The organism is Tumebacillus amylolyticus, from assembly GCF_016722965.1.
GTDB lineage: Bacteria > Bacillota > Bacilli > Tumebacillales > Tumebacillaceae > Tumebacillus > Tumebacillus amylolyticus.
In genome coordinates this window covers 338,480-359,124 of sequence record NZ_JAEQNB010000004.1, presented here as the reverse complement: position 1 = coordinate 359,124, position 20,645 = coordinate 338,480, and the positions used below count along the sequence as shown (strand labels likewise).

Annotated in this window: 26 protein-coding genes; 7 read left to right on the top strand and 19 right to left on the bottom strand. The window is 49.0% G+C overall.

Annotation, left to right across the window (positions count from 1 at the left end):
- Positions 1–120: 120 nt before the first annotated feature.
- The 12 genes from JJB07_RS14630 to JJB07_RS24525 form a co-directional block, all read right to left on the bottom strand.
- Entirely contained in the window at positions 121–468 is a 348-nt protein-coding gene (locus JJB07_RS14630; protein WP_201636298.1) for a hypothetical protein, read from the bottom strand.
- Complete coding sequence (locus JJB07_RS14625) at positions 437–910, bottom strand: hypothetical protein (RefSeq protein ID WP_201636297.1); 474 nt, start codon at positions 908–910, stop codon at positions 437–439. Before JJB07_RS14625 ends, JJB07_RS14630 begins: the two co-directional genes overlap by 32 nt.
- Positions 903–1,244, bottom strand: a complete 342-nt coding sequence (locus tag JJB07_RS14620) for a hypothetical protein (protein ID WP_201636296.1) — start codon at positions 1,242–1,244, stop codon at positions 903–905. The genes JJB07_RS14625 and JJB07_RS14620 overlap by 8 nt, the downstream gene beginning before the upstream one ends.
- A 69-nt stretch (positions 1,245–1,313) precedes the next feature.
- Positions 1,314–1,880 (bottom strand): hypothetical protein, encoded by a 567-nt coding sequence (locus JJB07_RS14615; RefSeq protein WP_201636295.1) that lies wholly within the window; start codon positions 1,878–1,880, stop codon positions 1,314–1,316.
- Positions 1,849–2,103 carry a hypothetical protein gene (locus JJB07_RS14610; RefSeq protein ID WP_201636294.1) on the bottom strand — a complete coding sequence of 85 codons (255 nt, stop codon included), beginning with the start codon at positions 2,101–2,103 and terminating at the stop codon, positions 1,849–1,851. The genes JJB07_RS14615 and JJB07_RS14610 overlap by 32 nt, the downstream gene beginning before the upstream one ends.
- A gap of 2 nt (positions 2,104–2,105) precedes the next feature.
- Complete coding sequence (locus JJB07_RS14605) at positions 2,106–2,549, bottom strand: DUF6618 family protein (RefSeq protein WP_201636293.1); 444 nt, start codon at positions 2,547–2,549, stop codon at positions 2,106–2,108.
- Positions 2,550–2,552: 3 nt separating this feature from the next.
- Complete coding sequence (locus tag JJB07_RS14600; RefSeq protein ID WP_201636292.1) at positions 2,553–2,816, bottom strand: hypothetical protein; 264 nt, start codon at positions 2,814–2,816, stop codon at positions 2,553–2,555.
- A 30-nt stretch (positions 2,817–2,846) separates the two neighbouring features.
- A complete protein-coding gene (locus tag JJB07_RS14595; RefSeq protein ID WP_201636291.1) occupies positions 2,847–3,056 on the bottom strand; it encodes a helix-turn-helix domain-containing protein in 210 nt (69 codons plus the stop codon).
- Positions 3,057–3,386: 330 nt separating this feature from the next.
- Positions 3,387–3,896, bottom strand: coding sequence for a helix-turn-helix domain-containing protein (locus JJB07_RS14590; protein WP_201636290.1), 510 nt, complete (start codon positions 3,894–3,896; stop codon positions 3,387–3,389).
- A 58-nt stretch (positions 3,897–3,954) separates the two neighbouring features.
- Complete coding sequence (locus JJB07_RS14585; RefSeq protein WP_201636289.1) at positions 3,955–4,833, bottom strand: DUF5651 domain-containing protein; 879 nt, start codon at positions 4,831–4,833, stop codon at positions 3,955–3,957.
- Between the two features lie 27 nt (positions 4,834–4,860).
- The gene (locus JJB07_RS14580; RefSeq protein WP_201636287.1) at positions 4,861–5,244 is read right to left on the bottom strand and encodes a hypothetical protein; all 384 of its coding nucleotides are present in this window, start codon (positions 5,242–5,244) and stop codon (positions 4,861–4,863) included.
- A 76-nt stretch (positions 5,245–5,320) separates the two neighbouring features.
- Positions 5,321–5,554, bottom strand: coding sequence for a helix-turn-helix domain-containing protein (locus JJB07_RS24525; protein ID WP_430727229.1), 234 nt, complete (start codon positions 5,552–5,554; stop codon positions 5,321–5,323).
- Positions 5,555–5,715: 161 nt separating this feature from the next.
- Here JJB07_RS24525 and JJB07_RS14570 point away from each other — a divergent pair, with 161 nt between their 5' ends.
- Positions 5,716–6,090: a helix-turn-helix domain-containing protein gene (locus JJB07_RS14570; RefSeq protein ID WP_201636283.1), complete on the top strand. Its 375-nt coding sequence runs from the start codon at positions 5,716–5,718 to the stop codon at positions 6,088–6,090.
- A gap of 306 nt (positions 6,091–6,396) precedes the next feature.
- Here the strand turns inward: JJB07_RS14570 and JJB07_RS14565 are convergent, their stop codons facing one another.
- The 3 genes from JJB07_RS14565 to JJB07_RS14555 all read right to left on the bottom strand — a co-directional run bounded on the left by JJB07_RS14565 (position 6,397) and on the right by JJB07_RS14555 (position 8,512).
- Positions 6,397–6,537 (bottom strand): hypothetical protein, encoded by a 141-nt coding sequence (locus JJB07_RS14565; protein ID WP_201636281.1) that lies wholly within the window; start codon positions 6,535–6,537, stop codon positions 6,397–6,399.
- Between the two features lie 5 nt (positions 6,538–6,542).
- The gene (locus JJB07_RS14560; protein ID WP_201636279.1) at positions 6,543–7,703 is read right to left on the bottom strand and encodes a hypothetical protein; all 1,161 of its coding nucleotides are present in this window, start codon (positions 7,701–7,703) and stop codon (positions 6,543–6,545) included.
- A gap of 149 nt (positions 7,704–7,852) precedes the next feature.
- Positions 7,853–8,512, bottom strand: coding sequence for a hypothetical protein (locus JJB07_RS14555; RefSeq protein ID WP_201636277.1), 660 nt, complete (start codon positions 8,510–8,512; stop codon positions 7,853–7,855).
- Positions 8,513–8,838: 326 nt separating this feature from the next.
- Here JJB07_RS14555 and JJB07_RS14550 point away from each other — a divergent pair, with 326 nt between their 5' ends.
- Positions 8,839–10,038, top strand: coding sequence for a tyrosine-type recombinase/integrase (locus JJB07_RS14550; protein ID WP_201636275.1), 1,200 nt, complete (start codon positions 8,839–8,841; stop codon positions 10,036–10,038).
- Between the two features lie 145 nt (positions 10,039–10,183).
- Here the strand turns inward: JJB07_RS14550 and JJB07_RS14545 are convergent, their stop codons facing one another.
- Entirely contained in the window at positions 10,184–10,657 is a 474-nt protein-coding gene (locus JJB07_RS14545; protein ID WP_201636273.1) for a hypothetical protein, read from the bottom strand.
- A gap of 107 nt (positions 10,658–10,764) precedes the next feature.
- A complete protein-coding gene (gene mtrB, locus JJB07_RS14540) occupies positions 10,765–10,998 on the bottom strand; it encodes a trp RNA-binding attenuation protein MtrB (RefSeq protein WP_201636271.1) in 234 nt (77 codons plus the stop codon).
- Between the two features lie 195 nt (positions 10,999–11,193).
- Here mtrB and JJB07_RS14535 point away from each other — a divergent pair, with 195 nt between their 5' ends.
- On the top strand, positions 11,194–11,772 hold the full coding sequence (locus JJB07_RS14535) for a flagellar brake protein (protein WP_201636269.1): 579 nt from the start codon (positions 11,194–11,196) through the stop codon (positions 11,770–11,772).
- A gap of 73 nt (positions 11,773–11,845) precedes the next feature.
- Here the strand turns inward: JJB07_RS14535 and JJB07_RS14530 are convergent, their stop codons facing one another.
- Positions 11,846–12,541, bottom strand: coding sequence for an SDR family oxidoreductase (locus tag JJB07_RS14530; RefSeq protein ID WP_201636267.1), 696 nt, complete (start codon positions 12,539–12,541; stop codon positions 11,846–11,848).
- A 110-nt stretch (positions 12,542–12,651) separates the two neighbouring features.
- On the opposite strand from JJB07_RS14530, the gene JJB07_RS14525 reads away from it, so the two are divergent.
- From JJB07_RS14525 to JJB07_RS14510, 4 genes are all read left to right on the top strand, one after another.
- A complete protein-coding gene (locus JJB07_RS14525) occupies positions 12,652–13,722 on the top strand; it encodes a tetraprenyl-beta-curcumene synthase family protein (protein ID WP_201636265.1) in 1,071 nt (356 codons plus the stop codon).
- 61 nt (positions 13,723–13,783) lie between these two features.
- On the top strand, positions 13,784–13,930 hold the full coding sequence (locus tag JJB07_RS14520; protein WP_201636263.1) for a hypothetical protein: 147 nt from the start codon (positions 13,784–13,786) through the stop codon (positions 13,928–13,930).
- Between the two features lie 77 nt (positions 13,931–14,007).
- Positions 14,008–14,229 carry a DUF378 domain-containing protein gene (locus JJB07_RS14515; RefSeq protein WP_201636261.1) on the top strand — a complete coding sequence of 74 codons (222 nt, stop codon included), beginning with the start codon at positions 14,008–14,010 and terminating at the stop codon, positions 14,227–14,229.
- A gap of 165 nt (positions 14,230–14,394) precedes the next feature.
- Positions 14,395–15,897 carry a M36 family metallopeptidase gene (locus JJB07_RS14510; protein WP_201636259.1) on the top strand — a complete coding sequence of 501 codons (1,503 nt, stop codon included), beginning with the start codon at positions 14,395–14,397 and terminating at the stop codon, positions 15,895–15,897.
- A gap of 493 nt (positions 15,898–16,390) precedes the next feature.
- Here the strand turns inward: JJB07_RS14510 and JJB07_RS14500 are convergent, their stop codons facing one another.
- Positions 16,391–20,578, bottom strand: coding sequence for an NACHT domain-containing protein (locus tag JJB07_RS14500; protein ID WP_201636255.1), 4,188 nt, complete (start codon positions 20,576–20,578; stop codon positions 16,391–16,393).
- Between the last annotated feature and the right edge of the window lie 67 nt (positions 20,579–20,645).

The following is a 20,645-nucleotide window of genomic DNA, read 5'->3' as shown; positions in this document are numbered from 1 at the left end:
ATAGACCTCCGTTGATTGGATTTTTCAGCCGTGGTACACTGCAAGTACGAATGTTTTTCAGGCGGTTTTCTCGCCCAAGGCTCGACGTTGCCGCGTCGGGCCTTTTTACGTTGGTCGGGATCACGGTCCGGCCACATCCCAGCATGAAGTGCAGGTTTTGACGTCCCGCATGACACCGCGTCGTCCGTCGAGATCGGAAGCGTACAAGTCGCGGGTGACAATCAAGTCCCCTCCACAGTTCTCACATTTCTCCTCGTCCGGGCGATAGTCGAGGCAATCATCCGGCTGCGCACCGGCGGGCATCTCGTCTGCGTAGTAGAGCTGGCAGACGCCGTCCTCGTTCGATGCACAGTTCATCTTCGGGCACCACCACGGGTCGCGCTTCGCGAAGTTGAGCGGGGGCGGTGTCTGACCCAACAGCTTCGACAGGTCGCGATCATACATCATCGGAAGTCGAGTCATGATCATCGTGATCACCTTCCTCTTCATCGCCCAAAGCTTGCTTAAGGATCGAAACGGCATGCCAGATTTGGATGTCCAGCACAGTATCTGATGTGGTTGCAGGTAGCAAGGCAAGGGCGGCTTTGATCTGTTCTTTGTACTCAGCCACATCCATCTCAGCGACGCCAAGACAGACCTCGTAGTGCCGCTTGCGCATTTCAAGGTACTTCTTGTCATTGCGGAGTTCCTCGATTTGGTTGGACAGAAGTTCGAGAAGAGGACGATCGCTAGCAACGAGGTTGAGGGCAGCGACTGCGATGTCATCAACAACCTTTTGCAACTGGTCGATCTCGTCGGCGGCTTGCATGAGTTTAGTAGCATTCACGGAAGAAGCTCCGAAATGGTTGTTGCTCATCTCTTCCAGTGCATCGGCGATCTCGCGCAACTCGTCGGTGTCGATGTTAGACATTGGGTTCACCGTCCTCGCCAACGTCTGCAGCATCCAGAATTGCTTTCGCAACGAGCGGGTCAGCGACCCAAAGAGCAACTCCTACACCAGTTCCCGTGTACTCTTCTGAAACACCGATCTCAGAGTCATCGAAAAGGGTTTCTTGGAGTAACTCGATAAGTTGCGAGGATGTGATGTTCTTCGCGGTTCTTGATGCAATCAGGCGTCGGTTTTCCGCTTGGAGGCGGTCAATTTCATTGGCGGCGCGAAGCAGATAATGCGCATCATCTAGGCGGAGGGTCATCGCATGCTTCAACGAGATCTGGCGGAGGTGGTCGGCATCGAAGTTAAGCATCCGGCTCACCACCAGCGTCTTCGGCATATCCCAACAGATGACCAGAGGGGAGAATTTGCAGACCGTGGATCACGCCGTTGCCCCCTCGACTAGTGCAACCTCACTAGAAGCTCCGGCGGTGCGATCGCGCTCCTGCCGGACACCGCGGTCAAAGGCGCTCCGTTCCCGCTGCATGCGGAACAGGTCGTCGACCGCGTCGCTGAGCTGATGCGCGAGGGGTTGAGCATTTTCCAAATCCCAGATTCGAAGTCGGGCGTGGAATTCCGCCGATCCGTCGAGCATCGTGTTATAGAGCTTCATGGCGCTGGGGTAATCCTCGGGCAAAACGCATTCGGCCAGCGCTACATGGGGATACTTCGAAACTTCGCGGGGCACAGCTTCGAACGGGACTCCGGAACGAACAGCACGAGCCTTCTCGATCATCCCCAAGACCGCGCGCACCTGAACGCCGAACGTGCGGGTCAGGGTGTTCGTGATGTCTTCGATCTCACCCACGTCGCCGTCAGCGAGGAAGTTTTTCACTCGGGTTTGTGCGAGTGCACCGGCCTGGGTGATGCATTCTAGTGCCCGTTCAAAGGCGTCGTGGTCTTCCCGCAAAACAAGATCATGCGCCTGCGGTTTGTTCGGTTGCAGCATTGGTAGCCAACTCCTTTCGGATGTCGTTGATGTCTGCGATCACGTCGTCGGGCACGTTGCCGTGCGGGTATTTCCGGGCGAGGAACGTGTCGCAGGCACGATTCACTCCGCAACGCAGGTTTTTCATAATGGTCTGGACGGTATCGAGTCGGTCTTTGTACTCGCGCTTGGCTTTCTTGGCGCGGAGGGCAAAACGGACGGTTTCGGAAAGTTGTTTGGGCATGATCAGGAGACCTCCTTACCGGAATCAAAGACGAAATACTCGCCGGATTCGTCCACGGGAACTTCATGGTCGGGAGAGACCTCATACAAACCTGCATCCGCCAGCGCCTTGAATGCGTAGACCGCGGTTACTTGATCGATGATGTTGCCGTGTTCACACCGTGTGGCTTTTTCCTTGTTGTAAAACAGGTCTTGCGGGAAAGAAAGGTCGAGCACGACGGAGTAAGTCGGGATCGCGAGGATGTACCCATTCGTGTAAGGGCCGACAATCAGTGTCAAACCAGAACGGCCGCTGATGTGAAACTCAGTGTACGGTCCGCGCTCGCAGATCCGATCGATCACGCCGTCCCAAGTTTCAAATTCATCACCCTCTGCAACTTGACCATCCGGCCAAGTGTAGGAGCACTGGAACGGGATGTTGACTTTCTTGAATTGCGGTTGTTGCATGGTTCATTCCCCCTCGTCTTCGTAGTCAATATCATCGAGCCCATCGTGATCATCGTCGGGCTCCTCGTCCTCGCTGTCAGGCCAATCAACTTGGCCGTCCAAATCGGTGACCAACATTTCCGAAACGACCTGCTGACACGGTTTGCAGAATTTCACACGGACCTGCGACGGTCCGAAAACCAGCACCTTCGCCGCGGCTCCGCAGATGATGCAGTTACCCGGCGGGTTTTGTTGCAACGCGATTGCTACCTGCACAAATCCTTCCATCCCCTTCACCCCCTCTCGCTCGCGCCGGAATTACACCTCTGGGCGCAACTCATCCAATCGCAAGTCCAATTTGCATGCCAGCGTTTTGAGCAAATGCTCCGAAGCTCGGGCCTTGTTGAACTCCACTTGCAGGAGCATCGTCTCGCTGCACGAACCCGCCGCCAGTTCCCAGAGGAATTGGCCCTTCGCTTGGCGCGCCCGCCGGATCTTCCTGCCGTCTACCAACATCTGCAACTGCATTGCCTACACCACCCTTCTTGCGGGCGTTGATCCACTGCTGGATGAGATCTTCGGATCGGGTTGAAGTAGTCGGGCGGACACGATGACGGATGACGTGGTAGGTAGCACCTGACTCATCGACAAGGACCTCTAAACCATCAATCCTCTCCCCCAACGCGATGACGAAAAACTCGACGCCGGACATGTAGAGCTTGCAGACCGTTACTCGCTTGATCTCTTCCAAGTTGGTCATTTTCTCACACCCAGTGTTTGTTGAGATTTTTGTAATGATGGTAGAGCCCTTTCGCTTTCAGCTCCTGCAGCTTCCGGTTGACATTGCCCGGATCGCGCTCAATGCCGCCGCGACGGTACGGTATCCGTCATGTTCGTGGAACCGGCACAGGTACTCCAAGTCAGACTCCGTATATGGACGCTGGATTTGCTTGCGCAACGAACTTCACCTACTTTATACGGTGACAAGCGTTGGAATCGGATGTCCCAGCACAATCGTTCAGCATCAAACGCGTTGATTAGATTTTGTTCACGAAGCAACTTGATCACGTGCTCACCAAACTCTGTTGCGCTTTGACAGACTGGGGCTTGACTTTGGATATGCTCAAAAATCGTTACAAGGTCGCTTCGCTTCATGTACTTCACCTGTTTCACCGGAAGAGGGCCTTGCTTGATTTCCAACTCCAAATTCAAACGTTCACAGAGTTGCTTCATCTTCTCGAACGACAGTTGATCCTTGTTGTTTTCCACTTGGCTCAACATACTCGGTGTGCAAATGCCTTTGGCAACCTCTGTCTGAGAAAGCAACATTTGCATGCGACGTTGCGCAAGGAATTTTCCATCGATCATCAAGTTTTCACCCTTTCAATCGTGTTGGGGTTTGTTTATACATCGGACAGCACTTACCTTAAGCGGTGTCCGCAAGATTAACTACGCCAGTGCCGGCATAGGGGCACAACGGATGATCGGGCTCCCATTCCGGAATGTTCAGGCCTTGCATTGCCGTGAAGACGCTGCATCCCCGTTCACGCTTCATCCCGTTGCAGCTCTGGCAGGAATTGAGCAAAGTGATTTCGGCCAGATCGCTGATCGGGTCACCGCCCAACTCCTCGACCGCTTGGCGGCGAAGCGCGCGATCCTCTTCATAGAACTTGTTGTAGTAGCGCTGAGCATCGTTCCGGTTCCGGTGAGCAAGCGCGACGTCAAGCAGGTAGCTCTCACGCACAAGTTGTTGCACAGTCTTCGCCTCGCACTGGGAAAGACGAAGCGCCATCGCTTTTGCAACGTATCGCATCCCCTTCTCCATCAACTCGATCATGAGCGGGTCATAGTTGTGCGCCCGTTCCTTGAACTCCTCGAGGATATGGTCGATTTTGTGCACAAAGCCGTTAACGAACAACCAGGCATTGCGCTCGTTCCGTCCAAGTTGCTTTTGATGAGTCGAACGGTTGTGACGAATTGCGGCTGCGATCATTTCTTCGAGCGGTTGCGAGATATCCAGCTCAAAATCGGGTTCTTGTTGAGCGACTTCCGCGGATGCCGGTGCCGGGAGTTCTACTACAGGTGTCACGGCGACGACTTCCTCTTCTACGATCAGCTCCGATTCCGGGACATCCAATTTTGCGGCAAGATCCGCCAGCAGGTTCGGGAACTTGCTGGACCCGTTCGCCTGACCTCGCTCGATCTTGGAGATCAGCGAAGAAGAACAGATGCCGTCGGCCAGCGCGTCTTGCGACAGGCCTGCTTTTTTACGAAGCTGTTGAAGCTTTTTTCCATCGATGTTCATGAGATCACATCCTTTTGGTTTGTGGGTTTAGGCTGATCGATTCGAGCGCCTCTGCCGCTCTTTATCTTCCTTGATTTTTTTGAGGTCTTCTTTGATATAACGACGCTTCATGGTCCACTCCGCGTATGCTGCGAGATTGACTTTTTTCGAGCCGGTGTGTACAAGCGGAAAGTCACCGTGGTTCGCGATCTCGTGCATGTGCGCCGGATTGCATCCGTGGATCTCCGCGATCTCCTCGATCGAGGCCATGTAGACCATCGGCGGCAAATGTGCTTCGCGGAACATTTCAGCGGTTGCGCTCATGAAGACAGCGAGTTTGGTCAGGTCTTCGTTGTTCTTTAGGCCTTCCATCACACGATCCAGCACAGCCTCTGAGGTTTTTTGCCAGCGGTTGATGATGTTTGTGGACACCGGAATCCTCCTCTCGAACAGTTGTTCTCTCTGCGAATCTAGCAAGATTTGCTATATTAGTAGAGCGAACTTTTTATTATGATGCGCTAACAGATTCCGATTTCTTAGTTTCTAAGAAATTTTCCCCATAAAAAAACTGAGGATGAACTCCTAACGCCTTTCTACAGATATCTTCGTATTCATCGACAGTGATTCGCGTCGAACCATCTAAAAGGCGATAAAACCGCCCTTCATTGACCCCGGCACTCTTCGCAACGCTGTTCTTCTTGAGTCCGTTTGTTGCAAGGTACGCGGCGAGTCGTTCATGCATACGCATTGGTAATCACCTCACTCATTCCTAGTTTCTAAGAACCCTGTGAGAACATCATAATTCTTAGTTTCTAGGAAGTCAACGGTTTTTCTTATTTTCTAGGATTTTTTTCTTTGTTTTTAGGAATCATGGTATTCTTTTTCTTGGAAGGTGGGATTTTGATGTCTTCTATCGGGGATAGATTAAAGAGGGCACGAGAGTGGAAGCACTTGACACAGATTCAAGTGAAGGAACGTACAAATATTAATAACAAAACGCTCAGCGGATACGAGAAAAGCGTGAGCATTCCTGATAATGAAACGATCAAGCTACTAGCGGGTCTGTATGAAGTCAACCCCGCATGGGTTGTTGGTTTTACCGATGACCCGTCTCCACAAAATCAGAACAATATGTGGGAAACTGTTCTGGAAGTAATTTCTAAGTTTGAAAAAGGCCTTATCCGCAATGCAGATGGCTCTGAGATGTCTGAAGAGGATAGTCAGCATTTCATCTTAGGATTAAAGAAACATGTTAGGGACAATATGGGAAACAAATAACCCCCTCAATCTTCGAGGGGGTTATTTTATGCGCTTTTCTTTTCGCTGGGTCTTGTTCGATCAAGTTCAGCGATGACTGCTTTGGTTAACGGATCAATTTGATCATTGTTCAGTAACTCGGACACAGTTGTGACGGCATCCAGATTTGGAGATTCCATAATCATAATATTCCTCCAACACCTTTGTATCTATTAGCACCATCTTAAAGTATCCACCAAATTCTTTGAACCCATTTTTATGAAGTCGTTGCACAGCTCATTTTCTTGTGCAAAAGTTAAACCCCCTTCGTTAGAAGGGGGTTTAGATTTATTTTGTCGTCGAAGTTGTAATTGTGATCCCCATCGGCTGCGGGTCCTTCCAATCAGCTTTGATTTTTGCTTTTCCAATGGATGTGCTTGCGGAAAACGCTATAACCAGAATTAGTGCGGCCATGATTACTTTCTTCATCTGATCTACCTCCTATTGTAGTCTTTTAATTCAAGCATAACTTCATGATAATATAGAGCCTTCGACGCGTCACCTACTCTTAGATAAAAGTCGAGTAAGAATTCACTAAGTTGCAACTTCACGTCGGTACCTACCTTCAGGAAAAACGCCTTTTCAGCGGCTTCTGGATTATTGTCAATTCGGGAGATCAGCATCATAAACTGCGCCTTTATGTCGTGATATGGGTATGGTCCCATAAGTTCAATACTTTCAAGTGCGATCTGGCGTGCTTTAATAATGTTCCCGATTTTATATAAGGCGTCAGCATAGGCTTGAGTTGTCATGAGCTTCTGGAAAATTGGTGCCGACTCCAAGTTATGAACAGCCTCTTCAAAGTATTCGATTGCCTTTTCTTGACTCCCGTATCTTAGTTCATATTCAGCTAAATTGTGTTGGGCATCGCCGATCATGAATCTATCACTCGTCATGGTCAAGTGATCCATTGAAGCGAGAAGGTGCTCCTTGGCCTCTCTGATCTCATCACACTGGATAGCTACTCTGGCGCGGAAATAGTAAAGTCTGCCGATCCGTTCTTGATCACCTTCCAGCAATGGTTCAGCCTGATCCAGTACTTTCTCGAAGTCTGAATACCGCCTTTTTCTAAGAGATGTGATCATAAGGTTATTGCAAATTTTGAAAGTAAGGTCTGGATTCGCAAGCTTAACCGCTAAGTCAAAAGCTTCTTTCCAAGTGACATGGGCATCGTTAGTGAAGCCAGCTTTGAACTGTGCTCTGCCCAAGTGATTGAGGCAAATGCAACGTTCAGTTCGGCCAACAGCTCGTTTATAAAGGGTATTCGCTTTTGCGAGTGCTTCCGCAATCTCTTCTTCTGTGCAGTCAGCTTTTAAAAGCGTTTCAAGTCTTTCCAAGAGATTACAGGTATCCAATTGCAGAATCCTCGCGAGAGGTAGGCCAATGGCTTTAGCAATAAGTTCCTGTTCAGAAATCTTTGTGACCGGTCGATCCCCTGCGAGGATGCTTTTTACTGTCCTGGTACTCATTCGTATTTCGTCGGCAATTGATTGGACGTACTCTTCAATTAATGCTTTTTGCCCATCCTCTTTTGCCATTTCTACTAAGTCCTCGATGATTTCTTTGACCCGTCTTCCGAACGCAACCCCGTCCAAAAAATTCACCTCACATTAACAGATCGTGTCTATCATTATAGACGATTTCCAAATTTCGTATCAACAAGCGATGTCTCTAGAGTTCGCGAAAAAAAAAGGCCGCCTGCGAGGGCGACCTCAACTGCTATTCAATAATTCACCACTCAACCCTAGAAGTAACTCATAGCTTTCTGGTATTGAGCTTCATATTCTTTCTCTGACTGCTGGAGATCTTGTACGGTAGTTGGGTCTTCTAAGTACAGTCCCGCCCTGCCGATCACATCAGACAGACATGACCATACTATCGACACTTCGCTTCGTTTTTCTAGTTGGTCAGGCTTCTCCTTTTGGAAGTTTGTTTCGTATCCTATGTCGTCGTTTCGTTTTTGCCCAACTTCCAGACCGAGTTCATTTTGGAATTGTGACCACTCTACAGTGCCGATCCGTTGGCCAGAATTTATTTTGCGCTTGACCTTCTGATACGTCCCGTTCATGTAAGCGAGATAGTCCTTGAGAAACTGGTCGGAAACAGGGTTCTCCGGGCTGTAGGTTGATTTCGAATCAGACGCCGGCGTACTGGTGTTGGTTTCTAATTTACCAGCGCCTGCATTGACACTGGTCGTTTGTTTTGTTCCCGATCCATCACTTACAACATATCCACCGTTATCTCCACCAGTCTTTACAAAAACAAAACCTGTAAAAACGAAGAAAACAGTAGCCGCCAGAAGCTTACTATTTTCTTTTTGACTTCGCTTGTTCCATCCGGCAAATGTAACGAACAGACCAATCGCAACGAAAGCGAAAGAACCTAAAATAAGTAAATTATTCATTTCCAAAAGCCCCCTACTGAATTCCAGTTTAAAGTTCCCCTACCAAATGCCCTCACGATAATCTGCCCCACGTGATTCTTGATTTCTACCCCAATAGGGTCACCCTCTCAAATATGTATGATGTTGACTTATTCAATTTCATAAAATAAAAATCCTTCTAAATTATGATGCTGTGTCGCTTATCGTCAAATCAAAAAAAAGAAAAAGGCCGCCAACCGGCAGCCCCTTTCACACCAAAACAAACTCATGTTCTATTCTACCATAATTCTGCGAAATTGGTAAAATAGGAATACACCAATCAAACTCACATAAGGAGGTTAAGTATTATGGCGAGCGGCATCGTCTTCAAAAAGAAAAACCCCAAAACCGGCCGCGAATCTAAATATTATACGATCAAGTACGACATTGGGCGCGATCCCGAAACGAACAAACGCCGGCAGAAAGAAGAAAGTGGTTTTAAGACAAAAAAAGAGGCACAGTTCGCGCTCAACGAACGGCTGAACCAACTCCAAAAAGGTACGTATATCGTGCCGTCCGATCTCACGTTCGGCCAATACCTTGAGGAATGGTTCACTGATTACGTCGAGATCAACCTGACACCTAACACTCAAGACAACTACCGGTCAATCAAAAAAGAGTTTCAACAGAAAATGGGACACATCCTTCTACGTGAGCTGAAACCTCATCACTTCAAGAAGATGTACGCCGATCTGGTCCGTGAAGGTCGTCTCTCCAAGCGGACGATCGCAAACAATCACACAATCATCAAAAGCGCCCTGAACCGCGCGTTCACAGAGGAGATCATATACCGAAATCCTCTCGATCTGGTCAAACCTCCGAAGTGGGAGAAGGTCGAACCGAAATACCTGAACGCGGAGCAAACAAAGCTCCTGCTTGAGATGATCAAGGGATACAAGTATTACAAGTACGCTTTGATCCTGTACGGCACCGGAGCTCGTCGAGGCGAGGCATTGGCCTTGCGGATCTCAAGAGACATCGACTTCGAGAACGGCGTAGTTCAGTTCAGGGAGAGTTTGAGCAACCCACGCGGCAAAGGCTTCGTATTCGGCCCTACAAAGGGCAAGAGAGTGCGAACCGTGCATGTTGGACCCTTGATACTCAAAGCGCTTAAAGAACTCAAAGAGGAGCGCCTGAGAGACCGAAAGAAGGCACTTCGTACTGGCGCCCCATATGATGCCTCTTTAGACTTGCTTTTCGCACGCCCGGACGGGTCTCCAATCCCACTCGTGAATACTGAAAAATGGTGGCGAAGTTTCACCGAGCGATTCAAACGCCTGCCAGTAGATCACCCCTTGCATGGAGTCCGTGTCCACAACCACCTGATCCGGCACACGATATCGACTCTGCTGCTGGAGAGTGGGATTGATCTAAAATCCCTCCAAGAGATGCTTGGTCACAGTTCAATTGCGATCACCGGGAACGTATACGCCCACGTGACGGAACGGATGCGTGATGGCGTTTCGAAAGAGATCAACAACATCATGGAATTCGCTTTAGCTAAGTAAAGGTTCGCAATACGTTAGCAATTCGCTAACCGAAAACCCGGAAAACCCTGATAAATCAAGGATATTTAGGGGTAGATATGGATTCGAATTAGTATAACATAACTTCTCAGACCGACCATACTTTCTTTAGAAAAAAAAGCGCGAGTCATCCCCGCGCCATTTTTCGCTTCACAAAAGCATCGAACTCTGCCGTGCCGGGCTTGGGCGCATCGGCCATCTCTTCGGCGTCGGCGTGTACGGTGAAGCGCACGAGATCCGGCTTGTCGCTCGATACCACCTTGACCTCAACAGCCTTGTACAGCGAGGCTCCCGACAAAAAACGGCTCGCGATCTTGCAACTATCTTGCCACGGAATGACGCCGCTCACGCTCGTCGGCGGCATCGACATCCAAACGGTCAGCTTGTCCTGCTCCCAGACCACTTTTTGCATACGGCCGGTCAACTTCAGTGCATCCAGCTCGTTCACCACCCCGTCCATTTTCATGACGGGTTTCACGTTCTCTGCATTCTCCGTGCCAAGTGTCCCGCCAAAGTGCGTCAGGGCTTGATCCGGCAGCAGGGACAGCGAGAGGGCGAGCACGATGGAGAGACAGAGCGCGATCAGCATGCCTTTTGACATATACGGCTCCCTCCTTTACCCCCATCCTATGCGCCCGTCCACAAAAAAAGAGCAGGCCCCTTGCCGGGCCTGCTCCTTCGTTTTGACATGCACAGACTCCGTTCGTCCTACTCGCCGGACTCGACCACACCATGACGAGTCAGAATCGTCGATTTGCCGCGAATCTTCACAGCGGAGGTGTGCTCCGTAAATTGAGCGATCAAAACTTCTCCGCGATCCAATTTCTCGGCATGGTGAAACCGAGTGTCTTGTCCGCGTGTCAAACCGATCACTTGGACGCCGTTGTCGTGCGCTTTGATTACAATGTATTCGTTGCTTTGCATGTTGTCTTTGGTCGTCATTATGTATCCCCGCCTTTTTCCAGTACACACACAGTATACCAAACGGTCGTCATGCGGGCAAATCCCTTGCACGACCGCAAAAACTTATCTCTAGGTCATTTCCAACTTTAATAGATTGCGCTATTATAATAAATAATGGCTACCTTATTCGTTGCCGAGGATTTATTCGACGAATAAGCGGAGAGGAGAAATACGATGAGCAGTATTTTTGAAGGAGCAAACATTCTCGTCAGTTCGACCAACTATTCCAATATGGGTCAAGTATTCTTGGAACAGGGCGAATTGTTCGATGTCGTGTTCCCGGCCGATTCCAACTTCACCATCGGCGACCCAGTGACGGCAACCATCTACCATAGAAACGGGATCCTCACCTTCCAGTCCACGGTCATCGGCACCATCGACGAACGGATTCTCATGATCAAGCCGAGCCGTGACACGTCGCTGTTGAACCGTCGTCAGCACCAACGCTATGACGTCAACTTGCCGGCGAAAGTCAAAATCGACCAGAACGAACTCAACGCAACGGTCATGGACATCTCCGCGGGCGGCCTGCGCTTCCAGTCGGACAAGTACATCGAGGAAGGCATGGAGCTCGACTTCACCCTCGGTTCGGCCAGCAACTTTGCCGGCAAGGGCATCGTGCGCCGCGTGCAGTTGAAGGAAGGCATCTTCGAATTCGGTCTCGAGTTCGTGCTCACGCCGGACCTGCAGCGCAACTTGGAGCAATACTTGATTCGCTACGAGCAACTCAAAGAAGCGATGAACGAAGCGTAAGAGCACCTCGCTCCACGAAAAAAAGCCCCGAAGCCATGCGGCCCGGGGCTCTTTTTTGTACATTCTCCTGCGCTTAGCGAAGCACCAATTGCGACATCTTGGCATCGTCGCCCTGTTGCAGCAAGTAAGAGACGCCCTCTGCCACCGTTTCGGGGCGCAGCGCCTGCGACTTCTGCTGCGAGGGGATGCCTGCAAAGTCGGTCTGGGTCGTGCCAGGGGCCACGACCGCCACGCGAATGCCGTGTGGACGACCTTCTTGGTGCAGAGCTTCCGTCAACCCCATCACCCCCCACTTGGAGGCACAGTACGCCGAAGCAAACGGCTCCGTCTCCATGCCGAGCAGCGCCGCGATGTTGACGACCTGCCCGCCGCCGTTGCGTTTCATATGAACGAACGCAGCCCTGCACATATGGAAAACGGCTTTGAGGTTCGTATCGAGAATTTCGTCGAGCATCACTTCGTCATACTCTTCGATCGGAGCGAACGATCCGACTCCGGCGTTGTTGACGACGATCTCGATGCGGCCAAATCGATCGGACGCCACTTCAAACAGACGCTCCACTTCCAATTGGTCGCGGATGTCGCACGCCACAGCGAGCAATCGTTTGCCGACGCGCATCTCTTCTTGCAACCGTTCCAGTCCGTATTCGTTGCGCGCCACCGCCACCACGTTGATCCCAAGCTCCAACAGGTTGCGGACGATGGCGCGGCCAATTCCCCTGCTCGCGCCCGTCACGATTGCGGTCTGCCCCGCCAGTTGACGTGCCATTCTACTTCCTCGCTTTCCCGTTGTATATTCCTACCAATAAGTATATACCATTCTACAAATTTCGTGTAGGATCGAGTTAGATTGCTAGAGTTAGGAGGCGGCACGTCCGCATGATACGAACTCCCGAGACCCCATTCACCCTCTTACGCCGCAGCTTCCGCGACGTGCTCCCGGCATCCGGCCGTGAATTGAAATCCTGGCACGACTTCGCATCGCGTATTCCCGATCCGGAATTGCAGCACCAAGCCTTGATGAGTTTGACGACCAAGCGTTTTCACGCCGACGGCGGCACCGTCTACGCCACCGCCGCTCATCCCGCGCATCTACATACGTTAGTGAAATTGATCGTCGCGTTCCAGACGATTTCCGATTATCTCGACAACCTGTGCGACCGCAGTACCTCGCTTGATCCGGCAGATTTCCGCCAACTGCACCAAGCGATGCTCGACGCCGTGACCCGCAACGGAGAACTCCACGACTACTACGCCCACCGTGCGGAAAAAAACGACGGCGGCTACCTCAACGCCCTCGTCACCACTTGCCAAGAAAGCATCGCGTCTCTGCCAAGTTACCCGCTCGTCCAAGCAGGAATTCTCCGGCTCGTCGGCCTGTATTGCGATCTCCAAGTCCACAAGCATGTCCGAGTCGAAGAGCGCGAACCTCGCCTCATCAAGTGGTTCGAGCAACACGCCGAGCAATTCCCGGAGCTTGCGTGGTATGAATTCTCGGCGGCAACCGGCTCCACGCTCGGCATGTTCATGCTCTTCCTCGCCGCAAGTGACGAGGATTTGACGCCGGAGGATGTGGAGAAGATTCTACACGCCTACTTCCCGTGGATCGGCGGTTTGCACATCCTGCTCGACTACTTCATCGACCAAGAGGAAGATTTGGAGGGCGGCGACTTAAATTTCGTCACCTACTATGAATCGACAGACGAAGCGTACGAACGCATCCGCACCTTTGCGTCCCGCTCCCTGCAAGCTCTCGAAGACTTGCCAAGCCCCCGCTTTCACCGCTTGGTGATTCAAGGCTTGGTCGGCATGTACTTCTCGGACACCAAAGTTCTTGGAGACTCGCCACACCGCGCCTTCGTGTTGGAATTGACCGAAGGCATGGGACGCATCGCGAGTCTGTTCCACTGGGTCTGCCGCTATTACCGCAAGCGCTACGACTCGTATTAAAAGGCAAAACGGTCGCGCATACTACCTCCAACTGTTGATCTCCAGAGGAGGACGCAAGACCATGACCAATAGACGCGAAAACTTGACCACGCCACAATCCCATACCGACACAAGGGAAGTCCTGACGTATGAATACGCCAAAGGCTACGTCCCGACCGAAAATCCCAAAAACGAAGAACCGGAACCCGACGGTGATCGCTTGCGTTAAGGAACCAATTTCCTGACATAGACCTCCCGCTTTTATCCGATAGTAACAACAACGTCGGATGCAAAGGAGGGCTCTCTATGAACCGTATCACGTCTTGGGATCGAATTGCGCTCACCCTCGTCATCGTTGGGGCATTGAACTGGTTGCTGGTCGGTTTGTTCCAATGGGACTTGGTGGCCGCCCTGTTCGGCGGTGCCGACTCTTGGCTCAGCCGCATCATCTACACCTTGGTAGGGATCTCCGGTCTCTACTGCTTCAAACTCTTGCTGATGGGTCGCGATGATCGAGAAGTGAGATAACTGCAAACCGATTTGAAAAACCCTCACGCCCTTGGGCTGTGAGGGTTTTTTGCGTTTTATAAAATATCGATTTACGAAACACTATCTTTTTCTTGAAAAAAGTCTTGCAATTCTATCTGCGAAATTGTACGATTATTTACGAAATATAAAAAGGGAGGCGTTACAATGAAACGCAAAACCATGATCACCGCAATCGCAACCGCAGTTATGATGACGACGGTCGTCCCGGCTGCATTCGCACAAACCGGTACCCCGACTGTTGCAGCACCGGCAGCAAAGTCCGTCGATGCACAAGCAGCAGCAGGTAACGCTCTGAAAGCAGAAGCTGCGAAATACGGCTTCAAATCCGATCTCTCCGACCTGCAACTCGTCTCCACGACGAACACGCTGGGCGGCACGATCGTTCGCTACCAACAAACCGTAAACGGCGAAGAACTGTTCACCCACCAAGTCGCTGTAACCCTCGACAACGCTGGACAAGCGCTGCTCGTGACCTCCGACTACGTGCCGAACCTCACCGTTGAAACGATCAAAACCAAGAAACTGACCGAAAACGAAGCAGAAGCAAAAGCTCTGGCTGACCTGAACGTCACCGGCGGCGCATCTGCGATGAACTCCCGCAAGTTCGGTTATGTTGTTGAAAACGGCAAAGCGGTTCCGGCATTCAAAGTTGTTTCCCACAACGGCGAAGCAGAAGTTGAATCCTTCGTCCACGCTGAAAACGGCAAGGTCCTCAAGAAGCGCGACCTGCACCAAAACGTAAACGGCACGGGTAAAGTCTTCAACCCGAACCCGGTTCGTACCCAAGGCAGCGCTACCGGCCTGACCGACAACTCCAACAGAGACTCCACCGCTCTGACCAACCAACTGAAAGCTGTAACCCTGCAAGGTCTGGACGGCTCCGGCTACCTGCGCGGTTCCTACGTATACATCAAGTCGAAAGCGAACACCTTCTCTTCGACGAACGCATTTAACTTCACCCGTTCTTCGTCTTCCTTCGAAGACGTCATGGCATACTACCACATCGACACCGTTCAACGTTACATCCAAACGCTCGGCTTCACCAACGTGAACAACCGTGCGATCACCGTTAACACCAACGCTTCGACGCAAGACAACTCCTGGTACTCCCCGTCCACGAAGGATCTGACCTTCGGCACCGGCGGCGTTGACGATGCAGAAGATGCAGGGATCATCGCGCATGAGTACGGCCACTCCATCCAAGACAACCAAGTTCCGGGCTTCGGTGCAACCGAAGAGGGCGGCGCTATGGGCGAAGGCTTCGGCGACTTCATGGGCGCAACCTACGAAGATGCAGTAGCTCCGAACACTGCGTTCAAAGCTCTGATCGGTGAGTGGGACGCTACTTCCTACTCCTCCTCCAACCCGCCGACCCTGCGTCGTCTGGACACCACCAAGAAATACCCGACCAACATGGACGGCGAAGTTCATGATGACGGTGAGATCTGGTCGCACGGTGAATACGACATGGCGCAAGCATTTGGCCGTGACGTAGCAACCAAAATCATCCTGCAATCGCACTTCTCCCTCACCCCGAACTCCGGCTTTGCTAACGGCGTCGCAGCAATCAAAGCGGCTGACCAAGCTCTGTACGGCGGTTCCCACCTGACCCAACTCAACTCCATCTGGGCTGCTCGCGGCCTGTAAGGTTGACTCAGAGAAAGACTGCATCCCTCGGGGATGCAGTCTTTTTTTCGTTTACAGAATCTACTATTCTTGGTACGATATTGGTTATTAAAATGAAACGGAGAAATGATTGCTCATGCCTAGTATGTCAATGTATTTCCAAGGCCCGATCAACATCTTTGCGCTTGCCTGTGTTGTTTTGGTTCTGGCGTTGATCGCCAAGGGACCACGTAAGAGACTCACCTGCCCGACTTGCCAACACACCCAGGAAACAGAAGCCGCTTTACCACAGCGCTACTGTGGCGACTGCCACAGCCAGTATAAAATTGATGTCATCCGCAAGACCAGTTCCGCACGGATCGTTGGTCTCGCTGCATTTGTCATCTTGTTGGTCCTCGCAATCTGGACAGCGAACGGTACGTGGGAACAATATCAAGATATGATCAAGCATATGCCTCCGAGAGTGAATTAGAAAAAGCACCCTGTCCTGTCGGATCAGGGTGCTTTTCGTTTCTTATCGCAACGCTGTATTCATTACAAAAGTTTTTACGTGCTTCCCGCTTTTCAATGATGCGATTGCCTGTGTTTCAAACAGGTCCTGCGCTTCCGCTAGAGTACTCTTTGGAGTTTGCTTTTTACGATAATCTTCATCCGTCCACTGGTCACAAACGAACCAGCCAACAAGATACAAACCATGATTTGTTTGATTGTCTTGCAAGTATCTTCCAACTAATTGGTTTTCAATCGCGGTTTTCAGTTCTTTGTTCCAGCATCCTTTAACTTCAATAATCACGGTTATGTTATCGTATTCCCTACTCTGTGGATTGCGCATAATAGCGTCAACCTGAATATCCGTACGCTCCCCTTTACCCGTACCATAACCTGATCGAATTTCCACTTCACGATTGACGACTACTCCTCGATTTCGTAAGTCCTCGCCCAGATGGTGCTTGATGAGGTCTGAGAATTCTTCCTCATCCTTCGGTTTGTATTGCCCTTTCTTAGTTTCATTCCAAAGCGTGAAAGCGATAGGTGTTTCTCCTTGAAATTTAGATTCGATTTTTTTCAAAGTATCGCATAATACTTCAAGCAGGTCGTCCCCGTTTTGCACCAATCGATTCTCGGAGTGACGAGCAAGTTCTAAGATATCCTTAGAGGTTGGAGGGTTCCAAGTTTGTTGTCGCGCAACCTTTCTTGCTTCAATCAAACTCCACGTTAGCCATTCTAGGTGTGGTAGCTCGTCCATAATTGCACAAATTACTTCACAAGCTTGGTATGTTCCTCTCTGTTTTAGGTAATTAAGTATTCCATCACGATAGTCTGCTACATTCTCGCGAGGACCTACAAAATGAGCCATTGTGCTGTTATCGTGAATCGGATCCTCTGAATGAGGAAATACATTAGCTAGCCAAACGTAAAGAACCGCAACTTGATCTTCCTCTAAGTGGCGAATCAATTCAAAACGCCGAAGATCTTCAGAGATCTGAAGCATGACCTTTTTAGCAAATTCAAGGTCACCTTCTAATAAAGAGAAAAGTTCTCTTGGAGTTTCGGTGGTTAGCACTCCGACCAACAGTAAACGTTTTACAATCACAGCCTTCTCAGCATCCGCTGGGTCATCAGAATGCCTGGAATCAATATCTTGCAAGATATCCCTCACACTATTTATTTTGTTGTTAATAAGGAAATCTAAAATACTCTCCATGCATTTCGGCGACATCTGAGGTCGGTCCTGTATAAAAGATAGAAGAAAATTACCCAACCTTTGATCTAAACATCCCGTTAGTCTTTCCAAAAAATAAACGTGCTCGTTTTTCTCGGTTTCCTTCTCTATCATTATTTGCAAAGTTTTAAAAAACTCTTCTGGTGCGTGTTCATATGCAAAAGAAACCAATTTCTGAACAGCGGGTTTGTCTTCATCTTCACCTGACCCTTGATAACTCAAGATGATTGATGCCCAATTACGCCATACACCACTCGGTAATGTGTTAACGAATTTGGAATCAATCAAATATAGAAGAAATAAGGCTCGATAACCCGCAGTTGCTGGTCTATAGATTATTTTTTGCCCAAGCCACTGATCCGTGTCCTCACATTGAGTTAGCACATATTTCTTCGCTGCATCTACGATTCGACTATGAGTGGGAGTATCTGCGTTGACCCATCCTGGCAATTTTGTGAGATCAACTTCATCCTCGTTACTATAATGAGGACTTTCCTCTTCAACAGACATCACCAGATTTAAATACCACCAAGATTCTATTTTGCCAGACTCAATTTCGTCTAACATCCTTAAAACCTTCACCGAGGGAGGAGGATCAAGATTCTCTACTTTATCTTCACATTCCAGATCCTGCTCGTCTCTATAACTTTCTCGTAAAGATTTAGCCTTTTCGGAGTACAAATCAACCGGCTTAAAGAAATCCCCGACAATATCTTTCATGATTGGATATTTGACGTAGGCATCAAAAATTAGCTCAATTTGATCAGAACCAGCAAAGATATCCCATGCAAGTTGAGCATATTTTCGACCAAGTGGAGTATCGTGGTTGTTCTTCATCATTTCTAGCAACCACGGTAAATCTGATGACTTTATTAGACCCGTGGAAGATAATATTTGTAAGCTAGTCGTTTGATTTTCCATACTTAATGCATACTGAATCAAGTTTTTATTGCCGTCATTTTCTAAATGCAATCTCCTAATAAAGCTATTGCTGAATCTTCTTTTTGAACTAAGGGTAACTAGAGTGTTCCAATACTCCTCCAACACTTTAGCATCCATGATATTTTGCAAAGCTTTTTCTAGAATTCCCTCTTCTAAATGATCAAATTCTGACAGATGAAGAAATCCTTTTCCGTTCTCACGTAGCCAATTTAAAGCGATCGGTAAGTCTTTAGGCTCTAATTTTTCTATTATTTCGTATTTGAGAAACATCTTGTATGCGCCAATATAATTCCTTTTTTTGGGTTGGGTCAACAGGCTAAAGAGTTCATCTTTGCTGATATGATTAGGCCATAGACTCCTGAAACCATATCCTTTTAGTTGATCGTTCGGATCATCCCCCGTTTTACCAGATATCATGAGTTTGAATATGGGAATTGTTTGTTCATCGACAAAACGGCATAATGCATGTGCTGCATTCTCACGATGATTTTGTGACTCGGTAAGGTCTATTACGGTATCAATAAGATCCTGTTTCAATTCCACGATTACACATGCTTCCGCGATATCTACAGCGATCCTTCGTGCTAACCAACCTTTTGACGAGTCGTTAAAATATGGCCGTAATTGCTCCGCTAACTTCGGATGCTGAAGCTTTCTATAAAAACTCCTAAGTTCTGTATCTATTATTGTCTTTTTTTCAGCTTCTTTCAGCAAAGCTTCAGTCAGCAATTCTTTGGTACGATCATCAAAATTCAATACATCAGCATTCAGGAGGACAACAGGGTCACTTACAAGTATTCCCTGAATCATAATAGGATTAAGATTCGCAATCCATGCCGCTGTTTGGTGAAGTTGCGGGATCAACCTTCTCTCTGGATCTGTAGGGTGTGTAAGCAAGCTCATTATTTGTTTCGTCTCCATATTTCGAGTCGTAACGTAATAAGCGGCCAAAAACTCCGCGTAAGTTTGATGCGCCCACCCAAAGCGATTGGCACCGCGTGAATTAAACAAACCCGTAGAAAGAACTTCTTGAATGGCAAACTCTGTTACCTCGAATATGTTACCTTCAGCGATTTCAACTCCCCCGCTCAATGCATCCATCGTTACATCTACTTCTGGGACATTTCCCAGATCAGGAGCACGCCACACCGCATATCGATTTGAAAAGATCGTTACAGCTGCGATTCGAGCAGCTACTAAAAAGCGCTGCGTTCGAGTCAAAGCCCCTAACATTTTGCTTGATCTCAACCTGTTGTCACTAATTTCCGAACAAAGCAACGAACAGCCCTTTAAATACAGCTCCTGTTGTGTCGACGGCAATTGGCCGGACTCCCGAAAGACGTTAATCAAGAGATTCAGAGTCACCGGCTTAATTGCAAGAGATACTGCTTCCCTTTTGTATAGCTCTTCAAAAAAACAGCTTTCATTCAGACCTTGTGAAATCACTGCTTGCCTAACATCACTCCGCCTCAGAGGTACAAGTTCATAAACCCTAACATGCTCTTCCCCCAATAATTCAATCAATCCATTCTCCAACACATTCGGCCAATCTCCCGTTCGGCACGCAATCCGTAAAAATAATCGTTTTACAGGGAATTTAGCAAGTTCATCTACTAACAAAGTTGCAATTGTATCAATTCGAAGTAACCCTTCATCTAAGCTGTCCAAAAATAGATGCAATTTGTAATCTCCGTCTACCCATTCAGTAAAATCATTGCTCTCGAACAATTTCTTAACAAGTCGTTCTTCACTCCCGAAAGAACGAAGATCCAAAAACATTGTTTTATCACCTTGTTTTTCAATTTCGTTTGCTCGTCTTAGATGCTCATGCTTCAACGCTGTTGACTTACCTGTCCCCGGCTCTCCAATGAAGGCGAGACACTGAATTCCCAAGATTTCATCATATGAAACTACATCAGTAGTATGGTATTTCCCCCACTCCCCTTCAGGGTCAAGAAGGAATCCACCATCAATTAAGGAAAATGTGCCTTCTCGGGGACACCAAAACCTTTTCCAGGTGTATTGAACAGTTGTCATTGCTATGACCCCCAATATGAATTACCACTAAAATTAATTTTCATAGAAGAATTCAAATATAACGGTT